Genomic DNA, 16727 nt, shown 5'->3' with positions numbered 1-16727 from the left:
AGTACCTGCGCTATTGGTCGGGGGCTGGCAGCGGCTGTTGCTGAACGTCTGGTCCGACACTGACAAGCACCTTGCGGCTCAGGGCCAGCCGGCGCTGCATGACGGCTCGGACATCTGCCGGGGTAAGCTCGGCAATACGGGCGCTGTACGTGTCGAGATGATCGGCAGGTTGTCGCTGATGGGTTACTTCCGTCAGCAGTGTTGCGAGTTGCCTGTTCTGCGCGATTCCTCGCAGCAACTGCCCTTCCAGCTGTTTGCGTGCCAGTTGCAGCTCCCGCTGGGTGGGCCCCTCGTCGATGAACGCCTGCAGCAGGGTTTCTACCAGTGCCTGCGTGCCCTGCACATGCTGGGGCGCAACCTCCCATTCCACGGTGAACAGGCCGCCTGCACTCAATGGCAATACATGCGTGTACACGCCGTAGGTCAGGCCGCGTCGTTGGCGCAACTCCACCATCAAGCGCGACTCGAGGCCCTCTCCCAGAACAGCACTTGCCAAGGTCAGGGCCAGAAACTCCGGATCGTTGGCGGGTACGTTCATGGGCAGTGCCAGCAGGACCGCACTGCTGGCACCAGCCTGTTCGACGGCTATCGTCGCGCTGGGGGCCGCCGGGGCCGCCGGTAGTTCAGTGGCCGACCAGCCTTGCGGCAGGGCCTGGCTGATCTGTTGTGAGATGGCTTGGGCTTGTGCAAGGGAAAGGTCGCCTACCACGACCATCTCAAGGTTGCTGGCGCTGTAGGCGCGTTGGTGGAATGCCCGCAAGTCCTCAGGGGTAATGGCCTCGATACCTTGAGCGGTGCTGCCCAGAGGGTTGCCGTAAGGATGCCCGTTGAACAGGTGGCGGAAGACTTCGCTACGTGCTCTGAGGATGGGTAGCCGCTCGCGCGATGTATGGTTTTGCAGCAACTGGCGCTTGATCTTGGTCAGGGCCATTGGGTGGAAGACAGGGTGGGCCACGAGGTCGGTGAGCACCGCCAGGGCCGGGTCGAGCAGAGAAGGGGGGCTAAGGCTGCGAAGGCGCAGCGTCGCATGTTCCAGACGTACTTGTTTTTCCATGACCGCGCCCAGGTGCTCCAGGTGTTCAGCCTGCTGGGCAGCCGTGTAGGCCTGGCTACCCTCATCGAGCATGGAGAGCGTCAAGGCTGCCAGGCCAGGGTACAGAGTGTCCTGCGTGCTGCCGGCCTTGAACCGTAGTATCACGTCAACGATTGGCAGTTCCCGTGCTTCAACGAATTTGACGTCCGTGCCCGCAGTCGTCTTCCACGCTTGAACCTGTGTATGGATGGTTTCGAACTGGTCCAGGTCAAGTCCCTGGGCAGAGAGCAGCCCGCCGTAGAGGTTGTTGGCCCCGGCAGGCTGTTGCAGGGTCGTTGAGTCAGTCATGAGCGCTTTCCTTGTGGTGCGTGAACGTGAAGGCTGCACGGGAATCGGTGAGGAATTCATAGGCAGCCAGGCCTACCTGCTCGGCTGTCACGGTCTCGATGGCCTGTTGTTCTTCCTCGAGCGAAATAACCGGCAAGCCACAGGCGGCCTGTTTACCCATGGTTTGGGCCTGCTCGGCAATGTCGTCCCGTTCGAAAATCAGCCTGGCCAGCAGACGAGCCTTGGCACGTTGCAGGTGTTCCTTGGCTGGCGCTGACTGGCGAAACGCTTCGATCTCCTGCATCAGCCGCTCGGCCGCGGTCTCCGGGGTTACATGTGGGCTGCAGAACGCGTAAAGGGTCAGCAGGCTGTCACCGCGCTGCCAGGGTTCATAGGTCGCTTTCATGTATTGCAGGATTGGTTCGTCCAGCAGCAGCCTGCGCTGGAGGATGCTGCTGTAGCCGTTGGCAAGCAGATCGGGAAGCAGACGTAGCGCGTAGGCCTGCCTGGCAGACTGCGCGGTACGCTGGCTGGGTAGTTTGAAGCTTATGATCGCGCCGTTGTGCAAGCCTGGCAGGCGCAGCGTCTGAAAGCGCCGGCCCTGGGAGGAGGGCCCTGTGGGTAAGGGCTGCAACGGCAAGCGATGGGCGGGAATCGCCGCAAAGTGGCGCGTCACCAAGGTCTGCAGTTGTAGCAGGCTGATGTCGCCGGCCACGGCGAGGGTGGCATTGTTGGGGTGATACCAGGTCTTGTACCAGGTACGCGCTGCGGCTGGAGTGAGGCTCTCCAGATCTGACATGTGGCCAATGACAGGCGTGCCATGGCCACTATTGCCGTAAGCCAGCAGGTCGTGATGTTCCAGTGCCAATGCCCAAGGATTGTTGTCCACTGCCTCGCGCCGCTCAGCCATGACCACTGCCAGTTCCCGAGCAAAGGGCGTATCGCCGAGGGTGGCACTGGCCATGACATCAGCCATGGCCTCCAGGGCAATTTCCAGGTGGCGGGTTGGCAATGTGAGCGGAAATACCGTGGCATCCGAATAGGTGAATGCATTGGGGTCGCCGCCCAAGCGGGTCATGAGCGTTGAGTACTGGCCAGGCGCCAGTTTGCTGCTGCCCTCGAACAGTAGATGCTCCAAGGCATGGGACAGGCCGGTGTGGCCTTCAGGTTCGTAGCTGGAGCCTACGTGGTACCACAGCTGTACGCTGACCAGTGGCGCACGGTGGTCTTCACGCAGGCATACGTGCAGGCCGTTGGCGAGGGTAAAAGAACCTTTCGAGCTCGCCATTAGCGGCGGGGAGGGGTGTTCGGCCATGGTTGAACTGCTCCTTCAGGAAATGAAGGTGCAGCTTCAACCATGGCGCAGGTGGGGTGCGGTAACTAAGTACACCCAACCCGCGGGTAATCAGCCCCGCTGCCAGAGTGCGTAGTGCACCTGGCCGGTCTTCTTCTCGCGGTGCAGGCGCCAGTTGCCTGGCAGCTGCAAGGTCGAGGGTGCCGCTTCGCTTTCGGTGTAGACCCAGGCCTGCTCGCTCAGCCACTGATTCTGTTCCAGCAAGTTGCAGGTGTTGGCCAGCAGGTCCTGGTGGAACGGCGGGTCGAGGAACACGACATCGAACTGCTGCTTGGCCGGGCCTTGCAGGTAGCGCAGGGCGTCGGTCTGCAGAATTTGCCCGCGGGGACAGCGCAGGATTTCGAGGTTGTTCTTCAGGTTGGCGATGGCCGCAGGGTTGTTGTCCAGCGCCACGGCGTCCTCGGCCCCACGGGACAGGGCTTCGAGCACCAGAGCGCCACTGCCGGTAAAGGCGTCCAGCACGCGGGCACCCTCGATGTAGGGGGCCAGCCAGTTGAATACGGTTTCCCGCACGCGATCAGGCGTTGGCCGCAGGCCTTCGCCTTCCGGCACCGCCAGGCGGCGGCTGCGCCACTCGCCGGCGATGATGCGCAGGTGGCCCTGGCCCTTGCTTTTGCCCGCTTGCGGGCGGGCGGGAGGGGTGGATCTTGGCATTAGTGCTCCGGTACCCCGAGCGTTTGCTCGGAGGGCTTGTCAGTGGGTGCTGGCAGCGGTTTTTGTGGCACTTTCGGGCCAACGGTGACGATCACCAGTTTATCGGCTGACAGGTGTTTGTTCATGGCTGCCTTGACCTGTTCGACGGTGAGGGCCTGGGACTGTTGCATGAAGTCCTCCAGCCAGGTCAGCGGCAAGTTGTAGAAGCCGATCGCGCCCAGTTGGCCGACGATGCTGGCATTACTGGCATTGGACAGCGGGAAGCTGCCGGCCAGCTCACGCTTGGCATCGTCCAGCTCCTGTTGGGTCGGGCCCGTCTTCAGGTAGTCGGCGAGAATGTCTTGCACCAGCTTGAGCGTGCCCTCGCTGAGCTCGGCACGGGTTTGCAGGTTGATCATGAATGGGCCGCGCACCTGCATCGGGCTGAATGCCGAGTAAACGCCGTAGGTCAGCCCGCGCTTCTCCCGCACCTCGCTCATCAGCCGGGTACCGAAGGCACCACCGCCAAGGATCTGGTTGCCCAGCGACAGGGCTGGCCAGTCCGGATCCTGCCGGTCGATCCCCAGTTCGGCCAGCATCAGGTGGGTCTGCTTGGACGGGAAGTCGATGTGGGTCAGGCCGGCCTTGGCGTCCGTGGGTTGGGCCGGTGCGGCCAGCGCAGGGCCCTTGGGCAGGCCGGCAGACACTTGGGCGGCGATGGCTTCGGCCTCTGCACGGCTGAGGTCGCCGACCAGGGCGATTACCGCATTGCCGCCGGTATAGGCCTTTGCGTGGAACGCGCGCAGTTGGGCAAGGCTTATGCCCGTGATGCTCTCTGCGGTGCCGTCGCTTGGGTGGGCGTAGGGGTGGTCACCATAGAGCTTGCCGAAAAGGGCCTTGCCGGCGATCTTGCCCGGATTCTGCTTCTCATATTCGAAGCCTGCCAGCATCTGGTTCTTGATGCGCTTGAGAGCATCCTCGGGGAATGTCGGCTTGCCCGCTACCTCTGTAAACAGCTTGAGGGCCGGTTCGCGCTTGTCCTTGGCACTGAGGCTGCGCAGTGATGCCACGGCCATATCGCGGTAGGAACCGTTGCCAAAGTCTGCACCCAGGCCTTCGAAGCCCTCGGCGATGGCGGTGACGTCCTTGCCGGCCACGCCCTCGTTGAGCATGGCGTTGGTCAGAGCGGCCAGGCCTGGCGTGCCGCCATCCTGGCTGCTGCCGGCGGCGAAGGTGACACGCAGGTCGAACATGGGCAGTTCGCGGGCCTCGACGAACAGCACCCGGGCACCCTCGGCGGTGTTCCAGTGCTGGATGTTCAACTGACGCCGGCTGGGTGCCTTGCCATTCAGTTCGGCCAGCGATTGCAAGGTGTTGGCCGGGCGGGCTGCGCTGCTGTCGGCCTTGGCAGCGTTATCGGCCATGGCCGGAGCGGCCAGCACAGCCGCCAGCGCCAGGGCACGAATGCCCGTGGCCAGCAGGGTTGGGCGTGGTGCGCGGCGATCACTCATGAGCGGACTCCTCAGGCAGTACATGGGCAACGCTCAGGCGTTCGCGGGTGAAGTAGGTGCGCGCGGCGTTCTGGATGTCCTGCGGGGTGACGCGCTTGAGCTCGTCCAGTTCGCTGTCGATCAGCTTCCAGGACAGGCCGACGGTTTCCAGCTGGCCGATGGTGGTGGCCTGGCTGCTGATGGAGTCGCGGTCGTAGACGAGGCCGGCGATGACCTGGGCGCGTACGCGCTCCAGCTCTTCGGCGCTGGGTGGCGTGCTCTTGAGTTCGTCAAGCAGCTGCCAGATGCCTTTCTCGACGTCGGCGAGGGTTTTCTGCTTCTGCACATTCGGTGTCGCCGAGATCAGGAACAGGCTGTCGCCGCGGGTGAAAGCGTTGTAGCTGGACGAAGCGCCGGCCACCAGTTCCTGGCCACGCTCCAGGCGTGCCGGCATGCGGGCGCTGTAGCCGCCGTCGAGCAGTGCCGAGATCAGGCGCAGCGCATGCACCGTACGTGGGTCCTTGGCGGTGGGCAGGCCGGGCACGTTGAAACCGTAGATCAGGCTTGGCAGCTGGGTTCGTACGTGCAGGGTCAACTGGCGCCAACCTGGTTCGGCCAGCTCCAAGGGCAGCTTGGCTGGCGGTACGGCGCGTTTGGGAATATTGCCGAAATACTTCTGCGCCAGGCCCTTGACCTCGTCGGCGGTGACATCACCGACCACCACCAGGGTGGCGTTGTTGGGGGCGTACCAGGACTCGTACCAATGGCGAAGCTCCTCGACCTTCATGCGCTCCAGGTCTGCCATCCAGCCAATGGTCGGCGTGTGGTAGCCGCTGGCCGGGTAGGCCATGGCGCGGAACAGCTCGAATGCCTTGGCATTGGGCTGGTCGTCGGTGCGCAGGCGGCGTTCTTCCTTGATGACCTCGATTTCGCGGCTGAACTCGTCGGCAGGCAGGCGCAGGCTGGCAAGGCGGTCGGCCTCCAGTTCCAGGGCTACCGGCAGGCGGTCGCGGGCCAGCACTTGGTAATAGGCGGTGTAGTCGTCGCTGGTGAAGGCGTTTTCATCGGCGCCGAGGTCACGCAGAATGCGCGAAGCCTCGCCGGGGCCGACCTTGGCGCTGCCCTTGAACATCATGTGTTCCAGTGCATGGGACAATCCGGTCTGGCCCGGGGTCTCGTAGCTCGAGCCGACCTTGTACCAGATCTGCGAGACCACCACCGGGGCGCGATGGTCTTCGCGGACCACAACCTTCAGGCCATTGTCGAGGATGAATTCGTGGGTGGGTTGCACATCGGCGGCAAATGCCGCGAGCGGCAGGCAGAGCGTGCCGAGCAACAGGCCAGCGGCGCGGCGGGCTAGAGCATTCATACGGTGTTTAACCTGTTCGGCGGCCCGCTGGGTTTAGCGTCGGCGGGCCAGGAGGTGCTAGGATACTGATCCGGTTGCCTGGCGACCATGCCTGTCGCCGTTCTGGCCCACAGGACACTAAGACAAAACGTTGCGCATGAACCAGCCGGCTTCAAGATAGTCTGTTCTGCGTAGAGAGAATTCCTGATTGGCCCTCGCTGGCCCATCGCTACCCTGAGATAGCCGTCTTCCATGTTTGGTTCCAACGACGACAAAAAAGCGCCGGCCGAGGCTGGTGAGAAGAAAGGCCTGTTCAGCTGGTTTCGCAAGAAGCCGCAGCCACCTGCGGGAGCGGGCGTGCCCGCGAATGAACCCCCCGCTGCCGAGCAGTCTGCAGCCGCGCCGGTCGAGGGCTCAACCGCCGAAGTGCCACAGGCCCCCGAACCCGTTCAGGCCCCTGCGGCTCCACAGCTGGCTGAGCCGCAGCCGGTCGCCGCACCCGCCCGGCCCCCGGTAGTCGAGGCCCCCGTCCCAGAACCGGTTGCGTCCCAGCCGTTGCAGGCCCCTGAGCCCGAGCCGGTCGCGTCCCGGCCGCTGGTGGCGCCTGCACCGCAGCCGGTCGCGTCCATGCCCTTGCAGGCGGCCCCTGTCGAGTCTGCCCCTGTCGAGGCCGCAGCGCCGGTCAGCAACCTGGTGCTGCCGGTTGCCGAAGAGCCCGTCGCCCTGGTGCCGGACCTGGAGCCGAAAGCGCCGCCCGCAATCCCGGAACGCGCGGTACCAGCCCCGGCGGCGCCTGTTGCGGCACCCGTCGAACAGGCCAAGCCCGGCTTCTTCGCGCGCCTCAAGCAAGGCCTGTCCAAGACCAGTGCCAGCATCGGCGAGGGCATGGCCAGCCTGTTCCTCGGCAAGAAGGTCATCGACGACGACCTGCTCGACGAAATCGAAACGCGCCTGCTGACAGCCGACGTGGGTGTGGAGGCTACCTCGGCCATTGTCCAGAACCTGACCCAGAAGGTCGCGCGCAAGCAGTTGGCCGATGCCGATGCCCTGTACAAATCGTTGCAGGAAGAACTGGCTGCGCTGCTGCGCCCGGTCGAGCAGCCGCTTAACGTACAAGCCCAGAACAAACCCTATGTGATCCTTGTGGTTGGCGTGAACGGCGCCGGCAAGACCACCACCATCGGCAAGCTGGCGAAGAAGCTGCAACTGGAAGGCAAGAAGGTAATGCTGGCTGCCGGTGATACCTTCCGTGCAGCGGCGGTCGAGCAGTTGCAGGTGTGGGGCGAGCGTAACCAGATTCCGGTGATAGCCCAGCACACGGGCGCCGACTCTGCCTCGGTAATCTTCGATGCCGTGCAGGCCGCCAAGGCCCGTGGCGTTGACGTGCTGATCGCCGACACTGCCGGTCGCCTGCACACCAAAGATAACCTGATGGAAGAGCTGAAGAAGGTCCGCCGGGTTATCGGCAAGCTCGACGTTGAGGCACCGCACGAGGTGCTGCTGGTGCTTGATGCCGGCACCGGCCAGAACGCCATCAGTCAGGCCAAGTACTTCAACCAGAGCGTCGAGCTGACCGGCCTGGCCCTGACCAAGCTGGACGGCACTGCCAAGGGCGGGGTGATCTTCGCCCTGGCCAAGCAGTTCAACATCCCGATCCGTTTCATCGGCGTCGGTGAAGGCATCGACGACCTGCGTACCTTCGAAGCCGAGCCGTTCGTCAAGGCTCTGTTCGCCGAGCGAGATTGACCATGATCCGATTCGAGCAGGTTGCCAAGCGCTATCCCAATGGTCATGTGGGTTTGCATGAGCTGAGTTTCCGGGCGCGCCGGGGCGAATTCCTGTTCGTCACCGGCCACTCGGGCGCTGGCAAGAGCACCCTGCTGCGCCTGTTGCTGGCCATGGAGCGCCCGACCAGCGGCAAGCTGATGCTGGCAGGGCAGGACCTGGGCCAGATCAGCAATGCGCAAATCCCGTTCCTGCGCCGGCAAATCGGCGTGGTGTTCCAGAACCACCAGCTGTTGTTCGACCGCACCGTGTTCAACAACATTGCCTTGCCGCTGCAGATTCTCGGCCTGTCCAAGGTCGAGATCGCCAAGCGCGTGGACTCGGCCCTGGAGCGTGTGTCGCTGTCCGACAAAGGCGAGCTGTTCCCGGCCGACCTGTCCACCGGGCAGCAGCAGCGGGTCGGTATCGCCCGAGCCATCGTTCACCAGCCGGCTCTGCTGCTGGCCGACGAGCCCACCGGTAACCTCGACCCGCGTCTGGCTGCAGAGATCATGGGCGTGTTCGAGGACATCAACCGCCTGGGCACGACGGTATTGATCGCCAGCCACGACCTGGCACTGATCGCGCGCATGCGCCACCGCATGCTGACGTTGCAACGCGGCCGCTTGATCGGCGATGGGGAGGCCGGGCAATGAACACTACACGTACTCCGAAGGTTTCCGAGCGGGTCGCACCGAAACCGGCCGATCCGCAACCTGCGAAGAAAAAACGCGGGGAAGACGATGATGGCCCGGACTTCCGCACCCTGCTGCATGCCTGGCTGGAAAGCCACCGTGCCAGCCTGGCCGACAGCCTGCGCCGCCTGGGCAAGCAACCGATTGGCAGTTTCTTCACCTGCCTGGTGATGGCAGTGGCGCTGAGCATGCCGATGGGCCTGTCCTTGTTGCTGAAGAACGTCGAGCAGCTTGGCGGTTCGTGGCAGCGCGCTGCGCAGATTTCGCTGTACCTCAAGCTTGATGCCGGCAGCCGTGATGGCGAAGCGCTGCGCGACGAGATCAAGGGCATGCCTGGCGTGGCGGACGCCCAGTATGTCAGCCGCGAGCAGGCGCTGGAGGAGTTCCAGCAGCAGTCCGGGCTGGGCGAGGCCCTGCGCGAACTGCCAGACAACCCACTGCCGGGTGTGGTGGTTGTAACTCCGACCGAGGTCGACAAGCCGGCCCTGGAAGCCTTGCGTCAGCGCCTGTCGGAGCTGCCGCGGGTGGACGTGGCGCAACTGGACCTGGTTTGGGTCGAGCGGCTGGCAGCCATCCTCAAGTTGGGTGACCGCTTCGTCTTCGGTCTGGCCGTGATGCTGATTTCTGCCCTGCTGTTAGTAATCGGTAACACAATTCGTTTACACATTGAAAACCGTCGTATCGAGATCGAAGTGATCAAGCTGGTCGGCGGCACCGACGCCTACGTGCGCCGGCCTTTCCTGTACATGGGCGCCCTGTATGGCCTGGGCGCAGGCCTGCTGGCGTGGGGCATCCTGGCGTTTGGCCTGAACTGGCTGAACGAGGCGGTGGTAGGGCTTTCCGGGCTGTATGGCAGTGACTTCGCCCTGGGCGGCGTTCCGGCTTCCGATGGTCTGTCGCTCTTGATCGGAGCAGTGTTGTTGGGGTATATCGGTGCATGGATTGCAGTCGCCCGCCACTTGAACGAGCTGGCGCCGCGATAGTTTTTACGTGTCAGCATTGACATTTTCTTCACTGCGGAACTTGTACCGTCGTTCCAGGTCAATGTTGGTAGCGCCCACAAGGTGCGAGTTTTGTAAGTCGGAGGTTCTTGAATGACCACATCGTTGCAACCTGCCTATGCCCTGGTACCCGGTGCAAACCTGGAAGCCTATGTGCACACGGTCAACAGCATCCCGCTGCTGACGGTCGAGCAGGAGCGTGATCTGGGCGAGCGTCTCTATTATGAGCAGGATGTCGAGGCCGCTCGTCAGATGGTGATGGCCCACCTGCGTTTCGTTGTACATATCGCCCGTAGCTATGCCGGCTACGGGTTGGCTCAGGCTGACCTGATCCAGGAAGGCAACGTCGGCCTGATGAAAGCCGTCAAACGCTTCAACCCGGAAATGGGCGTGCGCCTGGTGTCGTTCGCGGTGCACTGGATCAAGGCTGAGATCCACGAGTTCATTCTGCGCAACTGGCGTATCGTGAAGGTGGCTACCACCAAGGCTCAGCGCAAACTGTTCTTCAACCTGCGTAGCCAGAAGAAGCGCCTGGCGTGGCTGAACAACGACGAAGTGCATCGCGTGGCGGAAAGCCTTGGCGTCGAGCCGCGCGAAGTGCGCGAGATGGAAAGCCGCCTCAGCGGCCAGGACATGGCCTTCGACCCGGCAGCGGAAGCGGACGACGACAGTGCATTCCAGTCGCCTGCGCATTACCTGGAAGACCACCGTTACGATCCGGCGGTGCAGCTGGAGGATGCCGACTGGAGTGACAACTCCACCAGCAACCTGCACGAAGCGCTGCAAGGTTTGGACGAGCGTAGCCGCGATATTCTCTATCAGCGTTGGCTGGCGGAAGAGAAGGCCACGTTGCACGAACTGGCAGACAAGTACAGCGTATCGGCTGAGCGTATTCGCCAGCTGGAGAAGAATGCGATGAACAAGGTCAAGGCGTTGATCGCTGCCTGATCGAGTCTTGGTTGTAAAGAAAAGCCGCTGGCCCTGATGGGGTGAGCGGCTTTTTTTGTGCTCGGCGTGAGGGGTGTGGCGCCTGTGAGGTCGAGCGCCGCCCGCGCGGCGCATCGCGAGCTGCGCTCGCTCCTACGTTTGTTTCAGGCCGGTAACGCCTGTGACAGGCGCGCGCGACCGCCTTGTTTGTTCAACGCGAATGGTGGCATGCGCCAAGGCGACCGCGCGCAAATCCCATAGGAATGACGGGCCCGAAACAAACGTAGGAGCGAGCGCAGCTCGCGATGCGCCGCGCGGGCGGCGCTCGATTTGCGCATCACCGCAAAACTCAAAGCTTGTTGCGCGACGTGTCGAGCTGCATCAGGTAGCTGGGCCCGCCCAACTGGCTCATCTGCCGGCGAATCCAGCTGGCCCGGCTGGCCACATACGCACTCGGCCGGCTGGCGCTCCACTTGATCGGACTAGGCAGCACCGCAGCCAGCTGCGCCGCCTGCTGGCGGCTGAGCCGGCTGGCGTCGACACCGAAGTGATAACGCGCCGCCGCCTGGGCGCCAAACACGCCCTTGCCCCACTCGGCGCTGTTCAAATAGACCTCGAGAATCCGTTCCTTCGACCAGAACAACTCAATCAGCGCGGTGAACCAGGCCTCCAACCCCTTGCGAAACCAGCTGCGGCCTGACCACAGAAACAGGTTCTTGGCCACTTGTTGGGTCAGGGTGCTGGCGCCGCGAATGTTGCCGCCGCGCTCGTTGTGGGCCAGCGCCGCCTGAATGGCCGGGATGTCGAAGCCCCAGTGGCTGGCGAACTTCTGGTCCTCGCCAGCAATGACTGCGACCTTGAGCTGATCGGAGATGTTCTCCCATGGCTCCCAGTCGCGCTGCAGGTCGATCGGTTCACCACTCACCCAAGACTGTACCTTGCGCTCGACCATCAGCGCCGTGCCGGGCGGTGGGACCCAGCGGAACACCAGCACCAGTACGATGCTGCAGGCAACGAACCAGAGCAGGGCACGGGAAAGGCGACGGATAAGCGTTGACAGCATGTCGATGGCTTGGCCCTAAGGGTGGAAGGGGCCATTATACAGACCCGATACAAGGAGTCGTCCCATGCTTCGCAGCTTCCTGATGCTTGCCGCCTTTTTTGGCTTTACCGGGGTCGCCCTGGGCGCCTTCGCCGCTCATGGCCTGAAAAACCGGCTGACGGCTGACTACCTGGCGATCTTCCATACCGGCGTGACTTACCAACTGGTCCATGCCTTGGCGATCTTCGGCGTTGCGGTGCTCTCGGCGCACCTGCCCGGGCGCCTGGTGGGGTGGGCCGGCGGCCTGTTTGCGTTGGGCATCGTGCTGTTCTCCGGCAGCCTGTACCTGCTGACCCTCAGCGGCATCGGCAAGCTTGGCATCATCACCCCGATTGGTGGCTTGTGCTTCCTCGGCGGCTGGTTGTGCCTGGGCCTGGCAGCCTGGCGGCTGGGCTGACCGAGTGGTCCACAATCACGACTAATGGCGCGCACCGCCCTTGGGTTGCAGGGCGGTTCGGCGCTAGAATGCTGGCCCCAAAGAACAATGGTGGCCGTGCGCATGCGCATTAAATTGAACGGTGAACCTTACGAACTGCCTGCCGGCGAAAGCGTTGCAGCCCTGCTGGCGCGCCTGGAACTGACCGGGCGCCGTGTTGCAGTGGAACTGAATCTGGATATCGTGCCGCGCAGCCAGCACGACAGCACGCTGCTGAATGACGGCGACCAGGTCGAAGTGGTCCACGCCATCGGTGGCGGCTGACAGCAGCCCGGCGGTTCACAAGCAAGCCCTGCAACCTTTTCCCGAGGAACAACGATGAGCAACGTTCGTAGCGACAAGCCCTTCACCCTGGCCGGGCGTACTTTCCAGTCGCGCCTGCTGGTCGGTACCGGCAAGTACCGTGACATGGAAGAAACCCGCCTGGCCACCGAGGCCTCGGGTGCCGAAATCGTCACTGTCGCTGTGCGCCGCACCAACCTTGGCCAGAACGCGGGCGAGCCGAACCTGCTCGATGTACTGTCGCCCGACAAGTACACCATCCTGCCGAACACTGCAGGCTGCTTTGATGCGGTGGAAGCGGTACGCACTTGCCGTCTGGCCCGCGAACTGCTCGATGGGCGCAAATCGCACGAGTCCCGCACGCTGGTGAAGCTGGAAGTGCTGGCTGACCAGAAAACCCTGTTCCCTAACGTGATCGAAACCCTCAAGGCTGCCGAAGTGCTGGTCAAGGAAGGTTTCGATGTAATGGTCTACACCAGCGACGACCCGATCATCGCCCGTCAGCTGGCCGAAGTCGGCTGCATCGCGGTCATGCCGCTGGCTGGCCTGATTGGCACCGGCCTGGGTATTTGCAACCCCTACAACCTGCAGATCATCCTGGAAGAATCCAAGGTGCCGGTGCTGGTCGATGCTGGCGTGGGTACCGCATCCGACGCCACCATCGCCATGGAAATGGGCTGTGAGGCAGTGCTGATGAACTCGGCCATTGCCCATGCCCAGCAGCCGGTGCTGATGGCCGAGGCCATGAAACACGCCATTGTTGCGGGTCGCATGGCCTATCTGGCCGGTCGTATGCCGAAGAAACTCTATGCCAGCGCCTCTTCGCCGCTGGATGGTCTGATCAAGTAAGAGCAACTGATGACTGAATCGCACGATACGCCGATCACCCCCGACGGCGACGCCCGCCCACACCGCCGCATCAAGAGCTTCGTGATGCGTGCCGGGCGCATGACCGAAGGCCAGCAACGCGGCCTGGACCAAGGCGGCCCGCTGTACATCCTGCCACTGGCTGACAGCCCGGTTGACTACGACCAGGTGTTCGGCCGTTCGGCCCCGCGCACCTTGGAGATTGGCTTCGGCATGGGCCATTCCCTGCTGGAAATGGCGGCTGCCGCACCTGAGCAGGACTTCATCGGTGTGGAAGTGCACCGCCCGGGTGTTGGCGCGCTGCTCAATGGCGTGCTGACCCAGGGGCTGAAAAACCTACGGGTGTATGACTGCGATGCCATCGAGGTGCTGAACCGTTGCGTGGCGGATAACAGCCTCGATCGGTTGATGTTGTTCTTCCCAGACCCTTGGCACAAAGCGCGTCACCACAAGCGCCGCATCGTCCAGCTGGAGTTCGCAGAGCTGGTACGTCGCAAGCTCAAGCCCGGTGGCGTGTTCCACATGGCCACCGACTGGGAGCCGTATGCCGAGTACATGCTGGAAGTGATGAGCGCTGCCCCGGGTTATCGCAACCGTGCGGCAGACGGCACTTATGTGCCGCGCCCCGAAGAGCGCCCGATCACCAAGTTCGAACGCCGCGGTGAGCGGCTGGGCCATGGGGTGTGGGACTTGAAGTTCGAGAAGGTGGATTGATCGGCTGATACGGCCTTTCGGTGTGCCGATGCTTGCAGGCATGCAGGCGAAAAAAACGCCCTGAAAAGGGCGTTTTTTAGTTAATCCACAACACTTCAGGGCTGTGCTGGTCTTGTGGGGGCGGGCATGCCCGCGAAAAAACCAACGCGGTGGATGGCGCCGGCTCTGCCGGTCTTCGCGGGTAAACCCTACAAGGGCCCGGTGCCACTAGCTCAGCCTCGGCGATCCGCCACCACGCCAATCAATACCAGCACCACCAGCAACACAGGCGCCAGCGCATAGTTGTTGAACTGGCTCAGCCCCTTCACCACCCACGGCGTGGCATAGATCAGCGCGGCACCGCTGCCGATCATTACCATCAGCGCCATGAACGGCACGCGCAGGGCGCCGGCCAAGCCCCCCAGGCGTTGTTCTGCCCAGGCTTTGACATCGGTGCCGAACAGCACCAGCAGGCAGCCTACCAAGGCCAGTGAAATCTCCGACAGGTTGCTGCGGCTCCAGCGGGAAATCGTCGCGAGCAGATCAAGTACCAGATCCATGGGTCATCCTTAGGTCAAGAAATACTGCAGCAGGTCATTGAGGAACAGCTGGCCCCTCGGCGTGGCTACCAGTCGATCCGGTTCGACCTGCAAAAGGCCCTTTTGTTCGGCGGCACGGCGTGCCTCATGCAGCTGTGCCAGTGGCAAGCCGGTGCGTTGGGTGAACAGTTCGGCTTCCACGCCATCGGTCAGGCGCAGGGTGTTCATCAGGAACTCGAACGGCAGTTCATCGACTGGCAGCAGCTTCTCGCCGGCCTTGAACGGCTTGGCCAGGTTCAGGAAATCCTTGGGCAGGCGGGTCTTCCAGGTACGCAGGATGCGCCCGTCGGCAAAGGTGAGCTTGCCGTGGGCGCCAGCGCCGATACCGATGAAGTCGCCGAAGCGCCAGTAGTTGAGGTTGTGCCGGGCGGCGCGGTCTGCCTGGGCGTAGGCTGATACCTCGTACTGGCGGTAGCCGTGCGCGGCCATCAGCGCTTGGCCGGCTTCCTGAATATCCCAGAGGATATCGTCTTCGGGTAGCTCTGGCGGCTGGTTCCAGAACACCGTGTTCGGTTCCACGGTGAGCTGATACCACGACAGGTGTGTCGGGCCCAGGTCGATGGCCTGGCGCAGGTCAGCCAGTGCGTCGTCCTGCGACTGGTCGGGCAGGCCGTGCATCAGGTCCATGTTGAAATTGTCGAAACCGGCCGCGCGCGCCATGCCAGCGGCCCGAACCGCTTCGTCGCCATTGTGGATGCGTCCAAGTGCTTCCAGCTTGGCTGGCTGGAAGCTCTGCACACCGATCGACAGGCGGTTGATGCCGGTCTGCCGGTAGGCCTTGAACTTGTCCTGCTCGAAGGTGCCCGGGTTGGCTTCCAGGGTAATCTCGATGTCTGGCGCGAACGTAATACGTTGCTCTACGCCGCGCAGCAGCCGGCCGAGGGCGTTGGCACTGAACAGGCTTGGCGTACCGCCACCGAAGAAGATCGAGCTGAGCGGGCGGCCTTGTACGGCAGACAGTTCCTGGTCGAGGTCGTCGAGCAGGGCTGTGACATAGGCATCTTCCGGTAGCTCAGGCCCGGCAGCGTGGGAGTTGAAGTCGCAATAAGGGCATTTGCGTACGCACCACGGGATGTGGATGTACAGCGCCAGCGGCGGCAGGCTGGTAAAGCCCGCCGCGCCGGGGGGCGACAGCATTTCGATCATGCCAGGCCCAGACGTTGGCGCAGCAGGGCCATGGCACGGGCGCGGTGGCTGAGCTGGTTCTTGTCTGCCGGGGCCAGGTCGGCGCTGGAGCAGTTGCGCTCCGGTACCCAGAACAGCGGGTCGTAGCCAAAGCCCTGCTCACCGCTGGCCTCGAACAGGATGCGCCCTTGCCACAGTCCTTCGCACAGGATCGGCAACGGGTCGTCGGCGTGACGCACCAGTGCCAGAACGCAGACGAACTGTGCACTGCGCTCACCTTCAGGCACGTCTTTCAAGGCTTCGAGCAGCTTGGCGTTGTTTGCCGCGTCACCCTGGCCATCGGCATAACGTGCCGAGTAGATGCCCGGCGCGCCGCCGAGGAAATCCACCGCCAGACCGGAGTCATCGGCCAGGGCCGGCAGGCCGGAAATGCGGGCGGCGTTGCGCGCCTTGAGGATGGCGTTCTCGACGAACGACAGGCCGGTTTCTTCCGGCTCTACCTGGCTGAACTCACCAATCGAGCGCAGTTGCACGGATTGGCCGAGCATGGCCTGGAGTTCCTTGAGTTTGCCGGCGTTGTGGCTGGCCAATACGAGTTGCTGGAAATTCATCATTCGCCTGGGAACACTTCCTGGTTGAAGCGGAGAGAGTTGCTGATGCCGCCGGTTTCGATGTTCAGGTCGAAGGTGACGGTTTCTGGCTGGTCGATCTTGAACTGGGCGATGTAGTACACCGCACCCTGTTCGGTAATCTGCTTGAACGACAGCGGGCTGCTGCGCCCGGTCAGGTCCTTGATCGTGCCGCTGACCACCGCTGTGGCCGGTTTGCTGGCCTTGAGTACGGTAATGTTGAGCACGCCCTGGTTCTTGCTGCGAATCAGGCCGGTGGCCGCTGCCACCTCGGGAGTGAGCATGCTCGACGTGAATGCGCTGTAGTGCACCGTCACGTCGCCAAATACCTCCTTGCGCTCGGGGCGTGCGGCATCGGCAGCCAATACTGGCAGGGCCAGGCACAGGCTGATCAGGAACAGGGCTAGGCGGCGCATGGGGCG

General features: G+C 63.2%; 17 protein-coding genes and 1 pseudogene. 8 read left to right on the top strand and 10 right to left on the bottom strand.

Translation table 11 applies throughout. The features are described 5' to 3' along the window. Positions 1–10: 10 nt before the first annotated feature. From ACF8EA_RS07350 to ACF8EA_RS07330, 5 genes are all read right to left on the bottom strand, one after another. A complete protein-coding gene (locus ACF8EA_RS07350) occupies positions 11–1381 on the bottom strand; it encodes a M16 family metallopeptidase (RefSeq protein WP_392521394.1) in 1371 nt (456 codons plus the stop codon). Further along, positions 1374–2675 carry a M16 family metallopeptidase gene (locus ACF8EA_RS07345; protein WP_392521393.1) on the bottom strand — a complete coding sequence of 434 codons (1302 nt, stop codon included), beginning with the start codon at positions 2673–2675 and terminating at the stop codon, positions 1374–1376. The genes ACF8EA_RS07350 and ACF8EA_RS07345 overlap by 8 nt, the downstream gene beginning before the upstream one ends. Before the next feature lie 90 nt (positions 2676–2765). Further along, positions 2766–3368, bottom strand: coding sequence for a 16S rRNA (guanine(966)-N(2))-methyltransferase RsmD (gene rsmD, locus ACF8EA_RS07340; protein WP_392521391.1), 603 nt, complete (start codon positions 3366–3368; stop codon positions 2766–2768). Continuing rightward, a complete protein-coding gene (locus tag ACF8EA_RS07335) occupies positions 3368–4858 on the bottom strand; it encodes a M16 family metallopeptidase (protein WP_392521390.1) in 1491 nt (496 codons plus the stop codon). Before ACF8EA_RS07335 ends, rsmD begins: the two co-directional genes overlap by 1 nt. Then, positions 4851–6206, bottom strand: coding sequence for a pitrilysin family protein (locus tag ACF8EA_RS07330; RefSeq protein WP_021783655.1), 1356 nt, complete (start codon positions 6204–6206; stop codon positions 4851–4853). The genes ACF8EA_RS07335 and ACF8EA_RS07330 overlap by 8 nt, the downstream gene beginning before the upstream one ends. A 231-nt stretch (positions 6207–6437) precedes the next feature. Here ACF8EA_RS07330 and ftsY point away from each other — a divergent pair, with 231 nt between their 5' ends. The 4 genes from ftsY to rpoH all read left to right on the top strand — a co-directional run bounded on the left by ftsY (position 6438) and on the right by rpoH (position 10593). Next, entirely contained in the window at positions 6438–7931 is a 1494-nt protein-coding gene (gene ftsY / locus ACF8EA_RS07325) for a signal recognition particle-docking protein FtsY (protein ID WP_392521388.1), read from the top strand. 2 nt (positions 7932–7933) lie between these two features. Next, positions 7934–8605 (top strand): cell division ATP-binding protein FtsE, encoded by a 672-nt coding sequence (ftsE, locus tag ACF8EA_RS07320; RefSeq protein WP_003249079.1) that lies wholly within the window; start codon positions 7934–7936, stop codon positions 8603–8605. Continuing rightward, positions 8602–9627, top strand: coding sequence for a permease-like cell division protein FtsX (ftsX, locus tag ACF8EA_RS07315; RefSeq protein WP_021783657.1), 1026 nt, complete (start codon positions 8602–8604; stop codon positions 9625–9627). The genes ftsE and ftsX overlap by 4 nt, the downstream gene beginning before the upstream one ends. A 111-nt stretch (positions 9628–9738) precedes the next feature. After that, positions 9739–10593, top strand: coding sequence for an RNA polymerase sigma factor RpoH (rpoH, locus tag ACF8EA_RS07310; RefSeq protein ID WP_003249083.1), 855 nt, complete (start codon positions 9739–9741; stop codon positions 10591–10593). A 328-nt stretch (positions 10594–10921) separates the two neighbouring features. On the opposite strand, the pseudogene mtgA reads toward rpoH, so the two are convergent. Continuing rightward, positions 10922–11670: pseudogene (gene mtgA, locus ACF8EA_RS07305) on the bottom strand (monofunctional biosynthetic peptidoglycan transglycosylase). A gap of 29 nt (positions 11671–11699) precedes the next feature. Here mtgA and ACF8EA_RS07300 point away from each other — a divergent pair. From ACF8EA_RS07300 to trmB, 4 genes are all read left to right on the top strand, one after another. Beyond that, a complete protein-coding gene (locus ACF8EA_RS07300; protein WP_021783659.1) occupies positions 11700–12071 on the top strand; it encodes a DUF423 domain-containing protein in 372 nt (123 codons plus the stop codon). A 102-nt stretch (positions 12072–12173) separates the two neighbouring features. Beyond that, positions 12174–12374, top strand: coding sequence for a sulfur carrier protein ThiS (thiS, locus tag ACF8EA_RS07295; RefSeq protein ID WP_003249090.1), 201 nt, complete (start codon positions 12174–12176; stop codon positions 12372–12374). 54 nt (positions 12375–12428) lie between these two features. After that, the gene (locus ACF8EA_RS07290) at positions 12429–13241 is read left to right on the top strand and encodes a thiazole synthase (protein WP_003249091.1); all 813 of its coding nucleotides are present in this window, start codon (positions 12429–12431) and stop codon (positions 13239–13241) included. A gap of 9 nt (positions 13242–13250) precedes the next feature. After that, a complete protein-coding gene (trmB, locus tag ACF8EA_RS07285; RefSeq protein WP_019097204.1) occupies positions 13251–13973 on the top strand; it encodes a tRNA (guanosine(46)-N7)-methyltransferase TrmB in 723 nt (240 codons plus the stop codon). Positions 13974–14185: 212 nt separating this feature from the next. Here trmB and ACF8EA_RS07280 read toward each other — a convergent pair whose 3' ends face one another. From ACF8EA_RS07280 to ACF8EA_RS07265, 4 genes are read right to left on the bottom strand one after another with little or no spacing between them, the layout of a single operon-like run. Beyond that, positions 14186–14512 (bottom strand): DUF3392 family protein, encoded by a 327-nt coding sequence (locus ACF8EA_RS07280; protein ID WP_021783660.1) that lies wholly within the window; start codon positions 14510–14512, stop codon positions 14186–14188. 9 nt (positions 14513–14521) lie between these two features. Beyond that, positions 14522–15697 carry a radical SAM family heme chaperone HemW gene (gene hemW / locus ACF8EA_RS07275; protein ID WP_392521387.1) on the bottom strand — a complete coding sequence of 392 codons (1176 nt, stop codon included), beginning with the start codon at positions 15695–15697 and terminating at the stop codon, positions 14522–14524. Further along, entirely contained in the window at positions 15694–16290 is a 597-nt protein-coding gene (gene rdgB, locus ACF8EA_RS07270) for an RdgB/HAM1 family non-canonical purine NTP pyrophosphatase (RefSeq protein WP_101196377.1), read from the bottom strand. The genes hemW and rdgB overlap by 4 nt, the downstream gene beginning before the upstream one ends. Then, complete coding sequence (locus ACF8EA_RS07265) at positions 16287–16721, bottom strand: DUF4426 domain-containing protein (RefSeq protein ID WP_101196376.1); 435 nt, start codon at positions 16719–16721, stop codon at positions 16287–16289. The genes rdgB and ACF8EA_RS07265 overlap by 4 nt, the downstream gene beginning before the upstream one ends. Between the last annotated feature and the right edge of the window lie 6 nt (positions 16722–16727).

Origin of the sequence: Pseudomonas sp. YQ_5, assembly GCF_043103305.1 — a bacterium.
In the GTDB taxonomy this organism is placed as follows: domain Bacteria; phylum Pseudomonadota; class Gammaproteobacteria; order Pseudomonadales; family Pseudomonadaceae; genus Aquipseudomonas; species Aquipseudomonas putida_Y.
Note: the sequence above shows the minus strand (reverse complement) of the source record. Positions and strands in the feature narration are given on the sequence as shown.

Coding starts and splice junctions, on each gene's coding strand:
- ACF8EA_RS07350 (WP_392521394.1), bottom strand. CDS start 1,381: ATGACTGACTCAACGACCCTGCAACAGCCTGCCGGGGCCAACAACCTC.
- ftsY (WP_392521388.1), top strand. CDS start 6,438: ATGTTTGGTTCCAACGACGACAAAAAAGCGCCGGCCGAGGCTGGTGAG.
- rdgB (WP_101196377.1), bottom strand. CDS start 16,290: ATGATGAATTTCCAGCAACTCGTATTGGCCAGCCACAACGCCGGCAAA.
- ACF8EA_RS07300 (WP_021783659.1), top strand. CDS start 11,700: ATGCTTCGCAGCTTCCTGATGCTTGCCGCCTTTTTTGGCTTTACCGGG.
- ACF8EA_RS07330 (WP_021783655.1), bottom strand. CDS start 6,206: ATGAATGCTCTAGCCCGCCGCGCCGCTGGCCTGTTGCTCGGCACGCTC.
- trmB (WP_019097204.1), top strand. CDS start 13,251: ATGACTGAATCGCACGATACGCCGATCACCCCCGACGGCGACGCCCGC.
- ACF8EA_RS07280 (WP_021783660.1), bottom strand. CDS start 14,512: ATGGATCTGGTACTTGATCTGCTCGCGACGATTTCCCGCTGGAGCCGC.
- ACF8EA_RS07290 (WP_003249091.1), top strand. CDS start 12,429: ATGAGCAACGTTCGTAGCGACAAGCCCTTCACCCTGGCCGGGCGTACT.
- ftsE (WP_003249079.1), top strand. CDS start 7,934: ATGATCCGATTCGAGCAGGTTGCCAAGCGCTATCCCAATGGTCATGTG.
- ftsX (WP_021783657.1), top strand. CDS start 8,602: ATGAACACTACACGTACTCCGAAGGTTTCCGAGCGGGTCGCACCGAAA.
- hemW (WP_392521387.1), bottom strand. CDS start 15,697: ATGATCGAAATGCTGTCGCCCCCCGGCGCGGCGGGCTTTACCAGCCTG.
- thiS (WP_003249090.1), top strand. CDS start 12,174: ATGCGCATTAAATTGAACGGTGAACCTTACGAACTGCCTGCCGGCGAA.
- rpoH (WP_003249083.1), top strand. CDS start 9,739: ATGACCACATCGTTGCAACCTGCCTATGCCCTGGTACCCGGTGCAAAC.
- rsmD (WP_392521391.1), bottom strand. CDS start 3,368: ATGCCAAGATCCACCCCTCCCGCCCGCCCGCAAGCGGGCAAAAGCAAG.
- ACF8EA_RS07335 (WP_392521390.1), bottom strand. CDS start 4,858: ATGAGTGATCGCCGCGCACCACGCCCAACCCTGCTGGCCACGGGCATT.
- ACF8EA_RS07265 (WP_101196376.1), bottom strand. CDS start 16,721: ATGCGCCGCCTAGCCCTGTTCCTGATCAGCCTGTGCCTGGCCCTGCCA.
- ACF8EA_RS07345 (WP_392521393.1), bottom strand. CDS start 2,675: ATGGCCGAACACCCCTCCCCGCCGCTAATGGCGAGCTCGAAAGGTTCT.